A 19,363-nucleotide genomic window follows, 5' to 3' on the forward strand; every position below is an offset into this window, starting at 1 on the left:
CTATCGGTTGATAATGCTCAGCAGCTGTCCAACCGCAGGCTCTGAAATGCTCAGGAAAGTGTTCGGGAACAAACCAATCCAGAAGACCATGATCACCAGTGGAATCAAAACAGCTTTCTCGTGGAAGGTCAGGTCAGCGAAGCTCTCGGTAGCCTCTGACTTCGTGCCGAACATCACGCCCTGGAACATACGCAGCATGTATACCGCTGCCAGTATAATGGTCATACCAGCCACAGCGCCGAAGATGTAGTTGTACTGGAACACGCTAGACAGCAACAGGAACTCGCCGATGAAACCGTTTGTAAGCGGAAGCGCTACAGAACCCATCAACAGAATCAGGAACATGATCGAAAGCGCTGGTGTGGTCTGGGTGATGCCGCCCAGGTTGGAAATTTCTCTCGTGTTCGTTCTGCGGAAAATGATGTCGATGATGAAGAATAGGCCTACCACATTGATACCGTGGCTCAGCATCTGAATCATGCCGCCTTGCAGACCTTGCTCGTTCAGCGTGAAGATACCCGCCGCGATCAGGCCCACGTGTGCGATAGACGAATAAGCGATCAGGCGCTTCAGGTCATGCTGGCGGATGGCGATGATAGAACCGTAGATGATACCAATGATAGACAGTACCAGCACCGTGTCAGCCCACTGGCTTACACCAAGCGGCACAACTGGCAGCAACCAGCGAATAACGCCATAGATACCCATTTTGAGCATGATACCGGCCAGCAACATTGTCGCCTGCGTAGGAGACTCGGTATAGGTATCCGGCTGCCAGGTATGGAATGGGAAAACAGGCATTTTGATGGCGAAGGCAAGGAACAGGAACCAGAAGATCCAGCTCTGCGTCGCGCTGTCCATCGTCAGTTGGTAGAAGGCGTTCACATTAGACGAGTGCGCTGCCAGTTCTGTGCCAGCCGTCTGGAAGTACAGGTATATAAACGCGGCCAGCATGAAGAGCGAACCGAAAATCGTATAGATAAAGAACTTAAACGTAACCGGTATTCTGCGTGCACCGCCCCAGATGGCCGCGATGAAGTAAATCGGAATCAGGGCCACTTCCCAGAAGAAGTAGAACAGGAACGCGTCCATCGACACAAACACACCAATCAGACCCGTCTGCATGAACAGCACCAGCGCGTAAAACACGTGTGGGTTCTTGTAGTCATGTTTGAAGGAAGAAAGCACGATAAGCGGCACCAGGAAGGTCGTCAGGAGCACCATCAGGAGGCTAATGCCGTCCATGCCGATGCTGAAGCCTATACCTGCACGCTCCACCCACGGCGTGTCGATGGCGAACTGTGTGGTGGCGTCCGGAACAAAGTTTACGGTTGCAAACAGGGCAATGGCAAACTCAACAAGTGTTGCTATAAAAGCCACTTTCTTGGCACCTTCGCCTTTTATCAGCAGCACCAGCAGTGCAGCTAGGGCAGGCCAGAAAAGTAATAGAGCTGTAATCATCTTCTTAGAACCTTAACCGATAAAGAAGTTTAAAAATAGAATCAGGACAATGCTGGCTACCATCACAAACACATAGAAACCAGTTACGCCACTCTGTGTCTGGCGCAGCACGCGGCCGCTCGCCATCACCAATTTGCCAAAGCCGTTGACAATTCCGTCCACCACAACCACGTCCACGAAGCGGTGCAGGGCAGTCGACAGCGCCATCACTGGGCGAACAAACACGGTATCGTAAATTTCGTCGATGTAGTATTTGTTGTAGATCAGGTTGTGGATAGGAGACAGGCGCGTTCCTTCCGGAACCGGCACTGTTTCTCTCTTCACATACATGATGTAAGCAATGATAATGGCGATGATGGAAACCACAACCGACACACCCATCAGGATGTATTCAGTGGCATGGTCGATGTGTGCAGGTTCAAGTGCCGTAGCGTTGGCCTGTCGCGCAAAGTTGTAGATCGGCGACAGGAAGTTACCCAGGGTATGCGTGTCGCTAAACACGGCTGGCAGGCCGATGAAACCACCTACTGTGGAAAGGATAGCCAGTACGATCAGCGGAATGGTCATGGAAGAAGGCGACTCGTGCAGGTGCGAGCGCTGTGCTTCCGTGCCACGGAACTTGCCGAAGAAAGTCAGGAACAGGAGGCGGAACATGTAGAAAGCCGTCATGAACGAAGCCAGCAGGCCAAGTCCCCACATCAGTCTGTTGTGCTCCCATACATGCGCCAGCAATTCGTCTTTCGAGAAGAAACCGGCAAACGGCGGTATACCTGAAATAGCGAGTGTACCGATCAGGAAGGTGATGAAGGTAACCGGCAGCCATTTGCGCAGGCCACCCATGTTGCGTATATCCTGTTCGTTGCTCACTGCGTGAATTACAGAACCAGCACCCAGGAACAGGAGCGCTTTGAAGAACGCATGCGTGAGTACGTGGAAGATAGAAGAAGAGAAGGCCATCACACCCAGCGCCAGGAACATAAAGCCCAGCTGCGATACAGTAGAGTAAGCCAGTACTTTCTTGATGTCATTCTGCGCCAGACCAATGGTAGCGGCCACCAGGGCAGTGATCAAACCGATGATGGCGATAAACTCCATCGTGGTTGGGGCCAGTACATACAGCACGTTCGAGCGGAGCACCATGTAGATACCCGCCGTCACCATGGTCGCGGCGTGAATCAGGGCCGAAACAGGCGTAGGGCCCGCCATCGCGTCAGGAAGCCACGTGAACAAAGGGATCTGCGCACTCTTACCCATTGCACCTACAAAAAGGAGCATCGTAATCGCGATCATCACACCGCTGTCCGTCATGCCCGACATCTGCGAAGCTGAAAGGAACACTTCCGGGTAGCTCACGCTGCCGAAGGTAATGAAAATCAGGAAAATGCCCAACAGGAAGCCCAGGTCACCTATACGGTTCATGATGAAGGCTTTCTTCGCGGCATTGTTATAGTTGTGGTTTTTGTTCCAGAAACCGATCAGCAGGTAGGAGCAGAGGCCCACACCTTCCCAGCCCACGAACATCATCACGTAGTTAGAGCCCATCACGAGCAGCAACATCGAGAACATGAACAGATTGAGGTAGGCGAAGAACTTGCCGTAACCTTCGTCGTGGCTCATGTAGCCCGCTGAGTACACATGGATCAAGAAACCGATGCCTGTCACCATCAGCAGCATAAGCAGGGTGAGCTGGTCAATCATGAACGAGAAACCGATCTCGAGGCTGCCTACCGAGAACCAGTTGTACAGGTCCACAATGTAAGGGCGGCTGCCATTGGAAGTGAAGTCGATGAACAGGTATACCGAGATCAGGAACGAGGCCAGCACCGTGCCAGAGCCCAGCAGCCCCACAAGGGCCTTGGGCAATTTGCGGTTGCCAAGTCCGTTAATCAGAAAGCCGATGAACGGCAGGAGCGGAACAAGCAAACACAGCAGCGCCATTTCCTGGTTGTTGAAGGGCATTACTACTTCTTGCATTTAGCGTATGATTTAGTTAAGCTATTCAAATTATTTAGGTGTGCGGCTACCACTTCAGGTAGTTCAGCAATTGCACATCCGTCGAGCGGATATTGCGGTAAATCATCACGATGATGGCCAGACCAACCGTTACTTCCGCTGCTGCCACTGCCATGATGAAGAACACGAAAATCTGTCCGTTCGGGTCAGAGCGATAAGACGACAAGGCGACCATCAGCAAGTTCACGGCATTGAGCATCAGCTCGACGCACATGAAAATAACAATCGCGTTTCGTCTGGTGAGAACCCCTATCACGCCAATGGCGAAAAGGGCGGTGCTGAAGTAGAGGTAAAATTCTAACGGGATGGTTCTGATTACATCAGGCATTTGGTTCATCGTCTGAGTGGCTGAACGTATTACTGGTAAATTACAATTCTGAAATCAAGTCGCAAAGTTATCCCCATTTTTGTAAAATCCATAACATATTTCTAATCTTCTTGGGTGGATTTCGCCAAATCCGGTCTTCTAGAAAGATTTATATTTTTAAAGCCGCTGGTCGCGCCATGTTATGGCTCCTTTTATACCTTGCATATGCTTATTGCGTAGGTATAAATTCTGCTGCCAGCTTAGTTTTTGTCAACTTATATGGCTGCTGTCACTCGTATACCTTGTATGCCTTCTCCTATAGTTGGCCTTTGCTATACCTAATTTTGCGTTCAATTTCTATGAATCGATTTTTTGGTCTCTTATACCTTGCCCTGCTGTCTCTGTCGTTGCCTTCGTGCCAACAGCCTTCCGCTAGCTTAAGCAACGGACCCGCTCTATCTGAACTCCATATGAAAGCCACCATTACACAAACTTTGCACTATGACAACGTGCCTTCCGCCTCGGGCCTCGAGCTACTGGGCGACCACTATTATGTTGTCGGAGATGATTCGCCCTATCTGTATCGACTTGACAAAAACTTTCGGTTGGAATCGCAAGAAGCCATCTTCGACACGACGGGTTTTGGGAGCGGTCGTATTGCCAAAGATGAAAAAGTGGACCTGGAAGGTCTAACGCTTCTGCAACACCAGGGCAAACCCTACCTTTTGATGATGGGCTCCGGCTCAGCACCCGCCCGCCGCAAAGCCTACCTCTACAACATCTGCGGCGATGACATTTGCCGGGAAGGAGCGGGGGGGCATGGGGCCAAAACAGTTGACCTTGACCAACTCTACCAGCAACTTGAACAGGAAGCCGATACCCTGGGCGGAAGTTTGCTCAACATTGAAGGCGTAGCTGCTGGGCACGGGAAACTATACCTGTTGCAGCGGGCCATCGGCACAGGTCAGAATGTGCTGATTTCTTACCGGCTATCGGAGTTTATACCTTTCCTGTTAGGAGAAACCGACGCGCAACTGCCGCAGCCTGAGTTAAGTTATTTCCGTCTGCCCGGCCTAAAAGACCTGCAAGCCGGTTTCTCAGGCGCCTATGTGTACGACGACAAGCTGTTCTTCACCGCTTCCCTGGAAAACACCAGCGACGCCTATGCTGACGGCGAAGTGCTCGGAAGTTATATCGGTTATATCCCGTTCACGTGGGTAGGCAAGCAAGATACGCTGCAGATTCCCACCACGCCTATTTTGCAAGCGGATGGCAATCCCTATACTGGCAAGGCGGAATCCCTGGTAGTACAGAAGCGGGAAGGTAAGGGCAGGTATAAACTGGTCGTAGTTTCGGATGATGATCAGGGTGGGTCTGAGTTGTTTGAGGTGATGTTGAGTATGGAGCAATAAAAAAGCCAGCGCTTTTCAGCACTGGCTTTCTCTATTCTTAAAGCTATACCTCGATTAGAAGTTTTGTTCTCCTGTTTCGCGTTTGCCAATCATTACGGCGCCTACCATCGACACCAGGAACAGTACCGCTACCAGCTGGAACGGCAGCATGTACTTGGTGAAAAGCACTTTGCCCAGGTTCTCTACCATACCTACCTGCGATTCATAAGTGGCTGGGTCCGGGTGCCCGAGCGTCACATCTTTCAGAGCGGCTACTACTACCGTAAAGAGCAAACCACCTGCCACAGTACCCGCTATTTTAGCCAGCACATTTCGTTTGATAGTTCCTTCCACGTTTTTACCTGTGTTGATGAACATCAGTACGAACAGGAAGAGTACCATGATAGCCCCTGCATACACGATGATGTTCACTGCTGCCAAAAACTGGGCATTCAGCAGGATGTAGTGAGCTGATATAGTGAAAAACGTCAGGATCAGGAAGATAACGCTGAACACGGGGTTCTTGGAAATAACAACCATGATGGCGCAAAGCAGCGTTAGCGATGCGAAGAAGAAAAACAGGCTTTCTGTCATCGGATTATTTAGTTTCAGTGGTTTTTAACGGTTCTACCAGGCGGTCTTTGCCGTAAATGAATTCGTCGCGCTCGTAACGGGCCGGTGCAAGTTTGTCATCCTGCAGGAAAATGGCCGCTTTCGGGCAGGCCTCCTCGCACAGGCCGCAGAAAATGCAGCGTAGCATGTTCACCTCGTAGGTCACGGCGTACTTTTCCTCGCGGTACAGGTGCTCTTCACCCTTCTTGCGCTCGCCAGCCGTCATCGTAATGGCTTCGGCAGGGCAGGCAACGGCGCACAGACCACAGGCCGTGCAACGCTCGGCACCGTTCTCATCGCGCTTCAGCACGTGCAGACCGCGCCAGATCTCGCTACGCTGACGTGTTTCCTCCGGGTAGTTGATCGTAGCCTTCTTCTTGAAGAAGTGCTTTATCGTAATGCCCAAACCTTGCGCGATAGCAGGCAGGTACATGCGCTCAGAAAGCGTCATCTCCTTTTGTGCTACGTTCTTTCTTCTATTTGATAATGGTTCCATTGTATCTCGATTATGATTGCTGTCTATGCCGTCTGTCTATAACAGCCCTTAGCATGGCAGCATTCAAATGTCGTTATCCTTTTGTAAAATATTCGTAGAGCAGAATGCCACCGCCCGTAAGCAGGATATTCAGAATCGCCAGCGGAATCAAAATGTTCCAGCCCAGCTTCATCAACTGGTCGTAGCGGAAGCGCGGCAATGTCCAGCGTACCCACATGAAGAAGAAGATGAAAGCAAAAATCTTGGCAAACATCACCCCGACACCTATAATCGTCACCACGTTGTTACCCAAAACAGGGTCATCAAACGCGTTGCGTAGGTTCTCCATGAACGGGAAGTTGTAAGCGCCGAAGTACAGCGTCGCCATCACAGCCGACACCACAAAGATGTTGATGTACTCTGCAAACAGGTACATCCCCAGCTTCATCGAGCTATACTCAGTGTGGTAACCGCCAATCAGTTCGGCTTCCGATTCTGGTAAGTCGAATGGTGTTCTGTTCGTCTCAGCAAAGGCACAAATAAGGAAGATCAGGAAGCCCAGCGGCTGGTACCAGATGTTCCAGTTAAAGCCTGTCTGTTGCTCAGCAATTACTTTTAGCGACAGTGAGCCGCTCAGCATCAGCACCGCAATCAGCGACAGACCCATGGCCAGTTCATACGAAATGTTCTGCGAAGCAGCACGGATAGCGCCAAGCAACGAGAACTTGTTGTTCGAAGCCCAGCCACCGATCATCAGACCGTACACACCCAGCGACACCACACCAAAGATGTAGAGGATACCGATGTTTACGTCAATGGCAATCAAGTCGAAGGATGTCTCGCCTATGATGAGCGTGTCGCCAAACGGAATAACCGCACTCGACATGGCTGCCACCAGCATAGCTATACCTGGGCCCAGAATGAAGAGCGTTTTGTTTGCCTTGGCAGGTATAAATTCTTCTTTGAAGAACAGCTTGCCGGCGTCGGCCAGCGGCTGCAGTAAACCCATCGGACCCGCTCTGTTCGGGCCTACACGGTCCTGAATGAAAGCGGCAATCTTACGCTCAAAGTAAGTCGAGTAGGTCGCAATCAGTAACGAAATACCGAAAATGGCCAGAATGTAGATGCCTTTGTATATGAGAAGTACAGAATCCATGCTTTATTCCGTTGGCATTTTTTTAACAGTAGATTTAGGGAGATTCGGCACGATTGGCACGTTTATCACCGGCAGTTCGTAATGGTTGGCTGATATAACAGAACCCCTGTCGATGTTGCGCGGACCTTCGATGGTCCAGTCGCTCACCTCTTTCTTGTCGAAACGGCAGGTGTTACAGATGAACTCCTCCACCTCCGCGTACTCGTCCTTGCGGGCTGTTACACGTAGAACCTGATCGCCTCTTGACCACAGGGTTACTTTACCACTGCAGGTAGGGCAGTCGCGGTGCGCGTTCAACGGCTTCGTGAACCACACACGGTTCTTGAAGCGCCAAGTCTTATCAGTAAGAGCACCCACAGGGCACACGTCAATCACGTTTCCTGAGAAATCGTTATCGATCACGTTCTCGATGTAGGTACCGATCTCGGCTGCATCGCCTCGGCCCAATACGCCATGCACCCGCTTATCCGTGATCTGGTCGGCAGTATACACGCAGCGATAGCACAGGATGCAGCGTGTCATGTGCAGTTGGATGTAAGGACCCAGGTCTATTTTATCGAAAGTACGACGCGGTTCTTCGTAGCGGGTAGCACTCACACCGTGCTCGTACGACAGGTTCTGCAGGTCACACTCACCAGCCTGGTCACAAATAGGGCAATCCAGCGGATGGTTGATCAGCAGCATCTCCACGATGCCTTTGCGGGCGTTGAGTACGTCTTCGTTGGTTGTGTTTTCCACCACCATGCCATCCTGCACCGGCGTTATGCACGAGGCAACCAGTTTCGGCATCGGGCGTGGGTCGCGGGCAGAACCCTGTGTTACCTTCACCAGGCACACACGGCACTTACCGCCACTGCCTTTGAGCGGGGTATAAAAACACATGGCAGGAGGCACTACATCACCCCCGATTTTACGGGCGGCCTGCAGGATGGTGGTTCCATCCTCAACCTCTACCTCGATGCCGTCAAATGTTATTTTAGCCATCTTTTAATTCGTTATTCGTTATTCGTTGCCCGTTTTTCGTGAAGCGTCGCAACAAACGATGTAAGCTATACTTTCCTTTTCAGGATGATTTATTTATCTCTTTTCTTTTGTCTTCCTGTAAGGATCTTGTTGGCAAGTTGCAAAGGCTTAACCTCCCGGGGGTAGGGGCCCTCTATTTCGACCAAATTTCTTCCAGAATGACAGAATAGAAGATATTTTCGTCAATTATACAGTAGCTGCAGCCAGTTGCCCTCTGTACACCGCACCTGGAGCCGTAGCCTCTTGCGGGTGCTTGATGTGCCATTCGAACTCCTCGCGGAAGTGACGGATCGCGCTGGCTACTGGCCAAGCTGCCGCGTCACCCAGCGGGCAAATGGTGTTACCTTCGATTTGCTTGGCTACGCTTACCAACAGGTCTATGTCTTGCTGATGACCGTGACCGTGCTCGATACGGTGCAGCACGCGCTCCATCCAGCCAGTACCTTCACGGCAAGGGCTGCACTGTCCGCATGACTCGTGATGGTAGAAGCGGGCATAGTTCCACGTGTTACGCACAATGCACTGGTCTTCGTCAAACACAATAAAGGCCCCTGAACCCAGCATAGAGCCGCTCACGAAACCACCGTCAGACAGCGATTCGTAGGTCATCAAGCGCTGCTCGCCGGCGGCTGTTTTCAGAATCAGCTCGGCTGGCAGAATCGGAACAGAAGAACCTCCCGGCACTACCGCTTTCAGTTGCTTGCCTTTCCAGATACCACCGCAGTACTCGTCAGAGTAGATAAACTCCTCCACCGGAACACCCAAGTCGATTTCATAAACGCCCGGACGGTTTATGTTACCGCTGGCAGAAATCAGTTTGGTACCTGTGCTACGACCTATACCTATTTTAGCATACTCCGCACCTGTGTTGTTCACAATCCACGGCACAGAAGCGATGGTCTCTACGTTGTTCACCACCGTCGGCGACTGGAATAAACCTTTCACAGCTGGGAATGGCGGCTTGTTACGCGGGTTGCCACGCTTGCCTTCCAGTGATTCCAACAGGGCAGTCTCTTCACCGCAGATATACGCACCGCCACCCGGCGCCACATGCAGGTCGAGGTCGTAACCTGAGCCCAGAATGTTCTTGCCTAGCAAACCAGCGGCATACGCCTCGGCGATTGCTTTCTCCAGAATGCGCAGGACAAACAATAACTCACCACGGATGTAGATGTAAGACGTGTTCGCACCCAGCGCATAGCTCGACGTAATCATGCCTTCAATCAGGGCGTGCGGGTTTTTTTCCATGAACACACGGTCCTTGAAAGTACCTGGCTCCGATTCGTCGGCGTTGCAAACTAAGTAACGCGGAACACCCTCTGGCTTGGCCAGGAAGCTCCACTTCATACCAGCTGGGAAGCCAGCGCCACCACGACCACGCAGGCCCGATGTCTTCACTTCTTCCACCACCTCGTCCGGAGTCATCGTTTTCAGGGCTTTTTCTACCGAGCGGTAGCCGCCATGCTTGCGATACATCTCCAGGGTTTCGATACCCGGTACGTTAATATGTTCGGTTAATATCTTGATTCCCATTGTGACAGGATATATAGCTCGGCAGTCGCTGTGTTAGGGCAGGCTGCCTGATTTATCAATGAATTACTTCGCCCACTCAGGCGTTTCCACCTCTTTGTTGCGCATCATCTCCAGAAACTGGTCCACGGCCTCTTCGCTGTCGATGTTCTCGTAGTAGGTTTCGCGCACCTGCAGCATCGGGCCTGTTCCGCACGAAGCCAGGCATTCCACCGGCTTCAGGGTAAACATGCCGTCAGCCGTTGTTTCGCCTTCTTCGATGTTGAGCTTCTGCTTGAGCGTCTCAATCATCTGGTCGGCACCGCGCAGGCAGCAAGGGCCAGTGCGGCATACCTCGAGCACGTGCTTGCCAACCGGCTTCAGGTTGAACATGGTATAGAAAGTAGCCACTTCGTATACCTCAATTGGCTGTATGTTCAGGATTTCGGCAATCGCGTCCATCGCTTCAGGGCTCACCCAGCCGTTGTTTTCCGCCTGTGCAACGTGCAGGGCAGGCAACAGGGCAGACTTCTGGCGTCCTTCCGGGTAGTGGCTGATATAGCGCTGAATCTCAACTAGGGCCTTATCAGAAAACTTAAATGCGTTTATAGTCTCTGCCATCTTTGTAAATGTCACCGACTAAGAGCCGGTGTTAGATGATATTTAATAATGTATTATGCGTCCAGTTCGCCGGCAATCACGTTCAGGCTACTCAGCGTCAGGATGGCGTCGGCCAGCTGACCGCCTTTGATCATCTCGGTGTAAGCCTGATAGTAAATGAAGCAAGGTCTTCTGAAGTGCAGACGGTATGGCGTTCTGCCGCCGTCGCTGATCAGGTAGAAACCAAGCTCGCCGTTGCCGCCTTCCACGCTGTGGTATACCTCGCCTTTCGGAGCGTCAATCTCACCCATCACAATCTTAAAATGATAGATAAGTGCTTCCATGCTGGTGTATACTTCCTGCTTTGGAGGCAAATAGTAATGCGGTGCGTCGGCGTGGTACGAGCCTTCTGGCAGGTTTTTGTAAGCCTGTTCGATGATTTTCAAGCTTTGCCATACCTCTTCGTTGCGCACTAAGAAACGGTCGTAGGTATCGCCTTTCTCGCCAACTGGGATTTCAAACTCGAAATCGTCGTAAGAAGAGTAAGGGTTCATCACACGCACGTCGTAGTCAACGCCCGTGGCACGCAGGTTAGGACCTGTGAAGCCGTAGTTCAAGGCACGCTCCGCCGAAATGGCACCCACACCCACCGTACGGTCGATAAAGATACGGTTGCGGGTCAGCATTTTCTCGAACTCCGCCCATACCTTCGGGAAGCGCTTCAGGAACTCACCAATCAGGTGCAAGGCCTTTGGCGAAAGGTCGCGCTCCATGCCGCCGATACGACCCATGTTGGTCGTCAGACGGGCACCGCATACCTCTTCGTAAATGTCGTAAATGTGCTCACGCTCCTGCATTACGTACAGGAAGCCGGTGAAAGCGCCGGAGTCCACACCCAAGATTGAGTTACAAATCAGGTGGTCGGAAATACGGGCCAGCTCCATCATAATTACCCGGATGTACTGCGCACGCTTCGGGATTTCTATACCCAAAAGCTTCTCCACTGTCATGTGGTACCCCATGTTGTTGATAGGGGACGAACAGTAGTTCATGCGGTCGGTGAGCGGCGTAATCTGGTAGAACGGTCTGCGCTCGGCAATCTTCTCGAAAGCACGGTGAATGTACCCGATGGTCGGCACGGCATCCATGATAACCTCCCCGTCCATCTGTAGGATGTTCTGGAAGATACCGTGTGTGGCCGGGTGCGTCGGACCCAGGTTCAGGGTCGTCAGGTTCTCGTTCTTTTTGTCCTGCAGTTTCAGGTCGCGGTTGTCGCGGAATTCCTGCAACTGGTCAGTATCAGCTGTTTTATTATCAGTAGCCATAGTGGTTTATCTGGCTTAGCGTCCGAAATACGTATCGATTTTGTCTTCCCGCGTCTGGTCTTCCAGCGGATACTGCTTGAGCATCGGGTGGTACTCCATCTCCTCGATGTTGAGGATGCGGATCAGGTTCGGGTGACCGGTAAAGATGAAACCGTAAAAGTCATAGGCCTCACGCTCCATCCAGTTGGCGGTGGCGTAAATGTTGGTCAGCGTTGGCAATACCGGGTCTTCGGCAGGCACAAACACCTTAATGCGCAGACGGTAATTGTGACGCAGGCTATGCAATTGGTACATCATGCACAACTCCTTGCCTTTGTGGTCAGGGAAGTGAATGCCTGCCATCGTGGTCAGGAACTGCACCTGCAGATCCTTGTCGTCATACAGGTATTGGATCAGGGCAATGATGTTCTCACGAGTAGTCGTGAAGGTCATGATTCCGTCCGGGTTGTAGGCATCAAAGATGCTCTCTTCACCGAACTGGGCTATCAGTTTACCGAGTACGTTTTCGTTCGTAAGCTCCATGCTGCTTATTTAATGTTGTAAGAAGCCAAAAGTGCCTGGTATTCAGGTGAGTTGCGGCGGCGTAGCGATTCGTTCTTGGCCAGATCCTGCACACGCATCAATCCGTCCAGAATCTGCTCCGGTCTTGGCGGGCAGCCCGGTACGTACACGTCAACCGGCACGACACGGTCTATACCTTGCAGCACAGAGTAGGAGTCGAAAATACCGCCTGAGGTAGCGCAAGCGCCAACAGCCACCACCCAGCGTGGCTCGGCCATCTGCTCGTATACCTGCTTCACGACAGGACCCATCTTTTTGGCAATGGTACCCATCACCAACAGGATATCGGCCTGACGTGGCGAGAAGCTCGGGCGCTCCGAACCGAAACGGGAGATGTCGTAGGTAGCGCCCATGGTCGCCATAAACTCGATACCGCAGCAAGAAGTGGCAAAAGGCAATGGCCAAAGCGAGTTCGCGCGGGCCAGACCAATCACTTTCTCAAAGGAAGTAGCAAAGAAACCAGCACCGCTATGGCCTTCAGGTGCCTCTGCCATGTTTATATCTTTATTTAAATCGCTCATGTCTTCTAAATTCTAGGTTTTAATCTGCATTTACCCCTGAAAAAACACCGTTTACCCTATAAAAGTTTAATGGTGCCGAACTACTTGAGAATCCCTTTTTTGATTTCGTAGAAGAAGCCAGTCAGGATAACGCCCAGGAACAACATCATCGGCAGGAAGCCCTCCAGACCGAATTCACGGAAGTTCACTGCCCAAGGGTACATGAAGATAATTTCAATATCGAACAGCACGAACAGGATGGCCGTGAGGAAGTACTTGTAAGAGATCGGCGTGCGCGCATCACCCACAGACTCCACACCACTTTCCCAGGGGTTGTCCTTTACCTCACTTTTTCTTTTCGGGCCCAATAAATGGGTTACCACCAGCGCGAAAATAACGAAGCCGAGCGCTGCCGCAAATTGTATCAAAATAGGGAGGTAGTCCGACGGTAGATACTGAGTATCAGTAGTTTCCATATTGCTGCTATGCTTTATTGAAATTTGGGAGCAAAATTAGGTATAAATAGCCAACAATCAAAAGACTATATCCAATGTAAATAGCGTTTGAAATTGTTCTAAAGTATTATTTGCCGGTGTGAATGCAATTCTGGTCGTTTTTGCAATGTGTACAGCTCGTGTTGTTTGTAGATAGAGGGTTGTCAGGTATAGCTATCAGGTATAGCGGGGTGGATGTTAGAACAATGGTTGGGTGTTTTCTCTTTGGATAAGTGCCAATGTGAAAGTGATGCCGTTTCAACTTACTCTTTGTTATCCTGTAAGAATCTTATTGGCTTATAGTAAAGGCTTAATCTCCCTTCCACCAAGTTTCTTAACAGAATGACAGTGAATTTTGAGCTTTTTATCTTAACGCAAAATGATAATTCCGGGTCCAACCGCCACTAGCCCCGCCCTGTCTAGGGCGGTGAATCCGCAATTACTCCTTCCAAAGTATAAGCATTGTCGTTAGGCAGGTATAGACTGAAGACTTTACGGGTATAAACCAAGGGTGGTAAAAACAGGAAGCACCACGCCCTTTCGAGCGTGGTGCTTCCTGTTTCAGGTATCGCTATACCCTATTTATTCTCACCCAGGAATGGGTAGCGGTAGTCTGTTGGCGTTACGAACGTCTCTTTGATAGAGCGGGCAGATACCCAGCGCAACAGGTTCAGCATAGAACCAGCCTTGTCATTGGTACCCGAGGCACGGGCTCCACCGAATGGCTGTTGGCCTACCACAGCACCGGTTGGCTTGTCGTTGATGTAGAAGTTACCAGCTGCGTTCACCAGTTTCTTCGTTGCAAACTCCGCTGCATAACGGTCACGGCTGAAGATAGCACCTGTCAGAGCGTAGGGTGACGTTGAGTTTACCAGTTCCAGTGTCTCTGCAAAGTTGTTCTCGTCATACACGTAGATCGAGATAACCGGGCCGAAGATTTCTTCGCACATGGTCACATACTGCGGATTGTGCGACAGGAGTACAGTCGGTTCGATGAAATAGCCTTTCGATTTGTCGTAGTTACCACCGGCAATTACTTCTACCTCGTTGCTCTCCTTGGCGTTGTCGATGTACCTGGCGATCTTGTCGAATGACTTCTCGTCAATCACCGCGTTGATGAAGTTAGAGAAATCTTCTGGCGGACCCATCTTGAAAGTCTTCAGGTCTTCCACCACGTAGTTTTTCACGTCTTCCCACAGGTTACTCGGGATGTAGGCGCGTGAAGCGGCAGAGCATTTCTGGCCCTGGTACTCGAAAGCGCCACGCACAATACCGGTCGCAACCTGCTTGGCGTCTGCAGAACTGTGCGCCACGATAAAGTCCTTGCCGCCTGTCTCTCCCACAATGCGCGGGTATGTTTTATACTTGTGAATGTTCTGTCCAATGGTCTTCCAGATATTCTGGAAGACGCCTGTGCTGCCCGTGAAGTGGATACCCGCGAAATCAGCGTGGTTGAAGATCACCTCGCCAGCCGTTGGGCCGTCTACGTACACCAGGTTGATCACACCATCCGGCAGACCAGCCTCACGGAACAGCTCCATGATCATTTGGGCGGCGTACACCTGCGTGTTGGCAGGTTTCCATACCACTACGTTACCCATCATAGCCACGCACGAAGGTAAGTTACCGGCAATAGCTGTGAAGTTAAAAGGGGTCAGAGCGAACACGAAGCCCTCCAACGGACGATGCTCCATGCGGTTCCATACCCCCGGCGATGACTCAGGCTGCATGTGGTAGATCTCCGTGGCATACTGCACGTTGAAACGCAGGAAGTCGATCAGTTCGCAGGCAGCGTCGATCTCTGCCTGGTACGCGTTCTTCGACTGGCCCAGCATGGTAGCGGCGTTCAATCTGGCTCTCCAAGGTCCAGCCAGCAGTTCGGCGGCTTTCAGGAAAATGCTCAAACGGTGCTCCCAACCCATGGCAGCCCACTCTTCACGGGCAGCAAGTGCTGCGTTAATCGCTTGTTCCACGTGGGACGCATCGCCTTCGCTGAAGTGACCCAGGATGTGCTTGTGGTCGTGCGGCTGAAGCATCGGCTTCTTGTTGTCGGTGTATACCTTGTCACCGCCGATATACATGGGTACATCGATTTCTTGCGACTTAAGTTCTTTATAAGTGCGATGCAATTCCTCACGCTCCGGAGAACCAGGAGCGTACGATTTTACAGGTTCGTTTATGGGGGTAGGTACTCTAAAAAATCCTGTTGCCATCTCTTTTGATATTTTACAGATTCAGAATAAGACATTCGAAAGACCACTTGGGGCAGTCCTCTATACAAAGGTAAGGCGAATTATTTTATTTTCCGGCCTGTGAAGGGAGTAGCTTTGCTATAACATAGCCTGCAGTTCGCTCAGGCAGTGGATGTGGTAGGTAGGTTTAGGCGCCAGCTTACTTTTACTCTTCTCCGGGTTGAAGAAAACCTGGTCTATACCTGCCAGGCGGGCGCCGTCTATATCGCACTCCAGGTTGTCGCCGATCATCAAACAGTCTTCGGAGCGCACCTGGATGCGGTCCAGCGCATGCTCGAAGATTCGCTTGTCGGGCTTCTTGTAACCGCAGCACTCTGAGGTCACGATCTCACCGAAATAGTCTGTCAGCTTAGAGCCATTCATTTTGATGTACTGCACATCCTTGAAACCATTAGTGATAATGTGCAAACCATATTTCGGTTTGAGATAGTCGAGTACCTCAAAAGTATAGGGGAACACGGCCGTTTTCTGCGGGCACAGGTCGGTGTAGGCTTCTGATATACCTGCCGGTACCTGGTGCGGCTCCAGGCCCAGTCCGGTCAGGGTTTTAACGAAGCGGGCCTCACGCAGCTCTTTCTGGTCGATTTTGCCTTTGTTGTAAAGGTCCCAGAGGAGGTGGTTTACGAACTTGTACTTCTTGTAAAAGGAGTCGCGGTCGAACAAGTTTTCAAACTCAGCCAGACCAAACTCGTGGTATAAGGTGTAGAGTGTCTCCTCGGAGTTTTTTTCAAAATCCCACAGCGTGTGGTCGAGGTCAAAAAATATATGTTTATATGGCTTCATAATCGGGTGTCAGCTTTATTGAAACGACTTGGCGGGCTGTATGTTTAAAAAATATATGTGAGAGCAACAGGCTAAAGTATACTAAAAGTTCTATATCACTGTTTAAACCAATGAACTAAAAAACTGTCTTACAGGGGTTAACTCTCGGTCCAGCGGCGGGTTTGCATGCGGTTAACGGCCAGCTCGCGGTTAGAGTACAGGATGCGGTAAGTTTCCAGATCCTTTTGCAGGATGGCATCGCGCTCCAGGTAGGCGAAAATCTGTTGAACGAAATCGGAGGCTTCTTCCTTTAATGAGTAGTATACCCACTGATCGAGTTTGCGCGGTGTTACCAAGCCGGCATTGCGAAGGTAAGCCAGGTGGCGGGAAGTCTTGGTCTGGGTAAAGTCCAGTACATGCTCCAGGTCAGAAGTGCACATCTCCTTGTTGCGCAGGATCAGGTGCAGCATGCGCAGCCGCGAGTCATCTGCCAGCGCCTTTAAAACCTGTTCGCCGAAGGTAAGACTGAAATGTTTGAGCCTCATAATTGAACGCGTATCCGAACAAAATTAGCCAAAAGCTGCTATAATAAAATTATATGAAGTATTATTGTACTACATGATGCCCCAATTACAAAGACTACTACTTAAGAATAATCGTGCCCTCGGCCTGATACTGCCTCTGGCCCTATTTGCTTTCCTGATGCTGGGTGTTTCCGGCGAGGTAGCAGCCCAGGGTCATAAACGGGTGGTGCAGCTGACCGGCTTCGTAACCATCGGCGACAGCCTGTATGGTGTGGCCGGCGTGAACGTGTTTGTGCCCAAAACCAGCCGTGGCGCGCAGACCAATGCCTATGGTTTCTTCTCGGTGCCGGTACTAACTGGTGACAGTGTGGTGTTCAGTGCCATCGGTTACAAAAAACAGTACCTGAAAATACCGAAGAATTACCAGAGCCAGAGCTACTCCATTATTATGCAAATGCAGGAAGATCCGACGCAGCTGCCTGAAGTTCAGGTGTTTCCCTGGGCAACGGAGCGTGATTTCAAAGAGGCTGTGCTGGCCGTGAAACTGCCGGATGATGGCATGGCCATTGCGATGCGGAACCTGGACCCCAAACGGCTCGAAGAACTCTTCAGCGTGACGCCGATGGACGGGAACGCCAACTTCCGGGCCTGGAACATGCAACAAGTGCAGCGGCAGGAGCAACGCAACATGTTCCCGACGGTTAGTCCGTTCGCCATCATTAAATTGCTCGATATGCTCCGAAACGGAGAATTCAATAACAAGAAGTAATCCCCTGAAAATTTACAGAAGCCCGGCGCAGGTATAGCTATACCTGCGCCGGGCTTTTTTTATGGCCTTCCCGGCTTGCGCCCCGTTCCAAATTGCACCAAAAGTAACCAACATCATTGGCTTGCGTTAGTCCCCAATATAGAAAGAAACGTATACAGATTGGCCTTGCATTGGCTTTGGCCGCGTTGTTTTCAACAGAAAAAAATCACCTTATGCTGGATGTAGATAAACTATCGCTCAATATACCTGATACCACCAAGCCCCGCGTCGTGATCATTGGCGGCGGATTTGGGGGAATAAACGTAGCCCAACGACTGAAATGCAAAGACTTTCAGGTGGTGATGCTTGATCGCCAGAACTACCATGGCTTCTGGCCGCTGCTTTACCAGGTGGCTACCGCCGGTCTGGAGCCGGATTCTATCGCCGAGCCGCTCCGCAAAATGTTCGGTAGCGACAAGTTCGAAGATTTTCACTTCCGACTGGTTAAAGTAAATGGCGTTAACCCCATCGCTAAAATGGTGCATACCGTTGTGGGTGACCTGGCTTACGACTACCTGATCATCGCGACTGGTACCAAAACGAACTACTTCGGCAATGATGAGGTGAAGAAAAATTCCTTCCCGTTGAAACAGGTGCCGCATGCCCTGAACCTGCGCAGCCATTTGTTTCAGTGCTTTGAGCAAGCCAGTATGACCGCTGACCCCGAACTGCAGCAGAGCCTGCTCAACTTCGTGATTGTGGGAGGCGGACCAACAGGCGTGGAAACCGCCGGAGCTCTGGCCGAAATGCGCAAGCACATCCTGCCGACCGACTATCCGGGCGTGGACTTTAACAGAATGAACATCTATCTGGTGGAAGGGATGGACCGCGTGCTGCCGCCTATGTCACCGGAAGCGAGCGAGAAGACGCTGAAGTACCTGCAGGAAATGGGTGTTGTTGTGAAGCTGAATGCGCTGGTGGAGGGATATGACGGCTATGTAGCCACCATTAAAGGGGGAGAGGAAATCCAAACGCAGACTTTAGTATGGGCTGCCGGTGTGCAGGGTGCCCTTATTGACGGTCTGCCGGCTGAAGCTGTGGAGCGTGGCCGTATACTGGTAAACCGCTACAACCAGGTGCTCGGCTATGATGACATATTCGCGATAGGGGACATTGCCTTTATGAAAACCGATAAGTGGCCGAAAGGGCACCCTGGTGTGGCGCAGCCCGCCATACAGCAGGGCAAGCTGCTGTCCAAGAACCTGAGGCGCCTGATCAAAGGTGAGAAGATGGAGGAGTTTGAATACGTTGATAAGGGCTCGCTGGCGATCATCGGCCGCAACAGGGCGGTGGCAGACCTGCCTGGCAACATCCACCTCGGAGGTTTCTTTGCCTGGATGACCTGGCTGTTTGTGCACGTGATGGCCTTGGTGGGCTTCCGGAACAAACTGGTGGTGCTGAGTAACTGGGTATACCGGTTCTTTACTTACGAAAACGGCACGCGCCTCATCATTCGTCCGTTTGTCAGGAAAGGAGACACGGTGAGGCAGCAATTCATTAACAAGTACAACACGGAGTGATGTTGGTAATTTGATTGTTAAATTGTTGATGGTTAAATTGTTGGTTCATAGGTTGTGCTAACTGGTGCAT

The 19,363-nt window shown here is 51.2% G+C and carries 19 protein-coding genes; 3 read left to right on the forward strand and 16 right to left on the reverse strand.

Going from position 1 to position 19,363, the window contains the following annotated elements:
* The 3 genes from C8E01_RS19365 to nuoK are packed head-to-tail and all read right to left on the reverse strand — an operon-like array spanning position 1 to position 3,811.
* Entirely contained in the window at positions 1 to 1,461 is a 1,461-nt protein-coding gene (locus C8E01_RS19365) for a complex I subunit 4 family protein (protein ID WP_116545107.1), read from the reverse strand.
* 12 nt (positions 1,462 to 1,473) lie between these two features.
* Positions 1,474 to 3,435 carry an NADH-quinone oxidoreductase subunit L gene (gene nuoL / locus C8E01_RS19370; RefSeq protein WP_243409712.1) on the reverse strand — a complete coding sequence of 654 codons (1,962 nt, stop codon included), beginning with the start codon at positions 3,433 to 3,435 and terminating at the stop codon, positions 1,474 to 1,476.
* A gap of 46 nt (positions 3,436 to 3,481) precedes the next feature.
* Positions 3,482 to 3,811 carry an NADH-quinone oxidoreductase subunit NuoK gene (nuoK, locus tag C8E01_RS19375; protein ID WP_116545108.1) on the reverse strand — a complete coding sequence of 110 codons (330 nt, stop codon included), beginning with the start codon at positions 3,809 to 3,811 and terminating at the stop codon, positions 3,482 to 3,484.
* 440 nt (positions 3,812 to 4,251) lie between these two features.
* On the opposite strand from nuoK, the gene C8E01_RS19380 reads away from it, so the two are divergent.
* Positions 4,252 to 5,193 (forward strand): DUF6929 family protein, encoded by a 942-nt coding sequence (locus C8E01_RS19380; protein WP_116545109.1) that lies wholly within the window; start codon positions 4,252 to 4,254, stop codon positions 5,191 to 5,193.
* 54 nt (positions 5,194 to 5,247) lie between these two features.
* Here C8E01_RS19380 and C8E01_RS19385 read toward each other — a convergent pair whose 3' ends face one another.
* From C8E01_RS19385 to C8E01_RS19445, 13 genes are all read right to left on the reverse strand, one after another.
* Positions 5,248 to 5,766, reverse strand: a complete 519-nt coding sequence (locus C8E01_RS19385; protein WP_116545110.1) for an NADH-quinone oxidoreductase subunit J family protein — start codon at positions 5,764 to 5,766, stop codon at positions 5,248 to 5,250.
* Positions 5,767 to 5,770: 4 nt separating this feature from the next.
* On the reverse strand, positions 5,771 to 6,280 hold the full coding sequence (locus C8E01_RS19390; RefSeq protein WP_165820697.1) for a NuoI/complex I 23 kDa subunit family protein: 510 nt from the start codon (positions 6,278 to 6,280) through the stop codon (positions 5,771 to 5,773).
* A gap of 73 nt (positions 6,281 to 6,353) precedes the next feature.
* Positions 6,354 to 7,415, reverse strand: a complete 1,062-nt coding sequence (gene nuoH / locus C8E01_RS19395) for an NADH-quinone oxidoreductase subunit NuoH (RefSeq protein ID WP_116545112.1) — start codon at positions 7,413 to 7,415, stop codon at positions 6,354 to 6,356.
* Between the two features lie 3 nt (positions 7,416 to 7,418).
* Positions 7,419 to 8,399 carry a 2Fe-2S iron-sulfur cluster-binding protein gene (locus C8E01_RS19400; RefSeq protein WP_116545113.1) on the reverse strand — a complete coding sequence of 327 codons (981 nt, stop codon included), beginning with the start codon at positions 8,397 to 8,399 and terminating at the stop codon, positions 7,419 to 7,421.
* Between the two features lie 225 nt (positions 8,400 to 8,624).
* Complete coding sequence (gene nuoF, locus C8E01_RS19405) at positions 8,625 to 9,971, reverse strand: NADH-quinone oxidoreductase subunit NuoF (RefSeq protein WP_116545114.1); 1,347 nt, start codon at positions 9,969 to 9,971, stop codon at positions 8,625 to 8,627.
* A gap of 63 nt (positions 9,972 to 10,034) precedes the next feature.
* Complete coding sequence (gene nuoE / locus C8E01_RS19410; RefSeq protein WP_116545115.1) at positions 10,035 to 10,568, reverse strand: NADH-quinone oxidoreductase subunit NuoE; 534 nt, start codon at positions 10,566 to 10,568, stop codon at positions 10,035 to 10,037.
* Between the two features lie 53 nt (positions 10,569 to 10,621).
* Positions 10,622 to 11,872: an NADH dehydrogenase (quinone) subunit D gene (gene nuoD / locus C8E01_RS19415; protein ID WP_007655230.1), complete on the reverse strand. Its 1,251-nt coding sequence runs from the start codon at positions 11,870 to 11,872 to the stop codon at positions 10,622 to 10,624.
* Between the two features lie 15 nt (positions 11,873 to 11,887).
* Positions 11,888 to 12,394, reverse strand: a complete 507-nt coding sequence (locus tag C8E01_RS19420; RefSeq protein ID WP_116545116.1) for an NADH-quinone oxidoreductase subunit C — start codon at positions 12,392 to 12,394, stop codon at positions 11,888 to 11,890.
* Between the two features lie 5 nt (positions 12,395 to 12,399).
* Complete coding sequence (locus C8E01_RS19425; RefSeq protein WP_243409714.1) at positions 12,400 to 12,927, reverse strand: NADH-quinone oxidoreductase subunit B; 528 nt, start codon at positions 12,925 to 12,927, stop codon at positions 12,400 to 12,402.
* Between the two features lie 107 nt (positions 12,928 to 13,034).
* Positions 13,035 to 13,409 carry an NADH-quinone oxidoreductase subunit A gene (locus C8E01_RS19430; protein ID WP_116545118.1) on the reverse strand — a complete coding sequence of 125 codons (375 nt, stop codon included), beginning with the start codon at positions 13,407 to 13,409 and terminating at the stop codon, positions 13,035 to 13,037.
* A gap of 596 nt (positions 13,410 to 14,005) precedes the next feature.
* The gene (gene pruA / locus C8E01_RS19435) at positions 14,006 to 15,640 is read right to left on the reverse strand and encodes an L-glutamate gamma-semialdehyde dehydrogenase (RefSeq protein WP_116545119.1); all 1,635 of its coding nucleotides are present in this window, start codon (positions 15,638 to 15,640) and stop codon (positions 14,006 to 14,008) included.
* Between the two features lie 117 nt (positions 15,641 to 15,757).
* Positions 15,758 to 16,462, reverse strand: a complete 705-nt coding sequence (locus C8E01_RS19440) for a YjjG family noncanonical pyrimidine nucleotidase (protein WP_116545120.1) — start codon at positions 16,460 to 16,462, stop codon at positions 15,758 to 15,760.
* Between the two features lie 137 nt (positions 16,463 to 16,599).
* Complete coding sequence (locus tag C8E01_RS19445; protein WP_116545121.1) at positions 16,600 to 16,986, reverse strand: ArsR/SmtB family transcription factor; 387 nt, start codon at positions 16,984 to 16,986, stop codon at positions 16,600 to 16,602.
* Between the two features lie 73 nt (positions 16,987 to 17,059).
* Between C8E01_RS19445 and C8E01_RS19450 the strand changes: the two genes are divergently transcribed.
* Positions 17,060 to 17,734: a carboxypeptidase-like regulatory domain-containing protein gene (locus tag C8E01_RS19450; protein ID WP_243409715.1), complete on the forward strand. Its 675-nt coding sequence runs from the start codon at positions 17,060 to 17,062 to the stop codon at positions 17,732 to 17,734.
* Between the two features lie 212 nt (positions 17,735 to 17,946).
* Positions 17,947 to 19,293, forward strand: a complete 1,347-nt coding sequence (locus tag C8E01_RS19455) for an NAD(P)/FAD-dependent oxidoreductase (RefSeq protein ID WP_116545122.1) — start codon at positions 17,947 to 17,949, stop codon at positions 19,291 to 19,293.
* Positions 19,294 to 19,363 lie beyond the last annotated feature (70 nt).

This window comes from Pontibacter virosus (genome assembly GCF_003096355.1).
In the GTDB taxonomy this organism is placed as follows: Bacteria; Bacteroidota; Bacteroidia; order Cytophagales; family Hymenobacteraceae; genus Pontibacter; species Pontibacter virosus.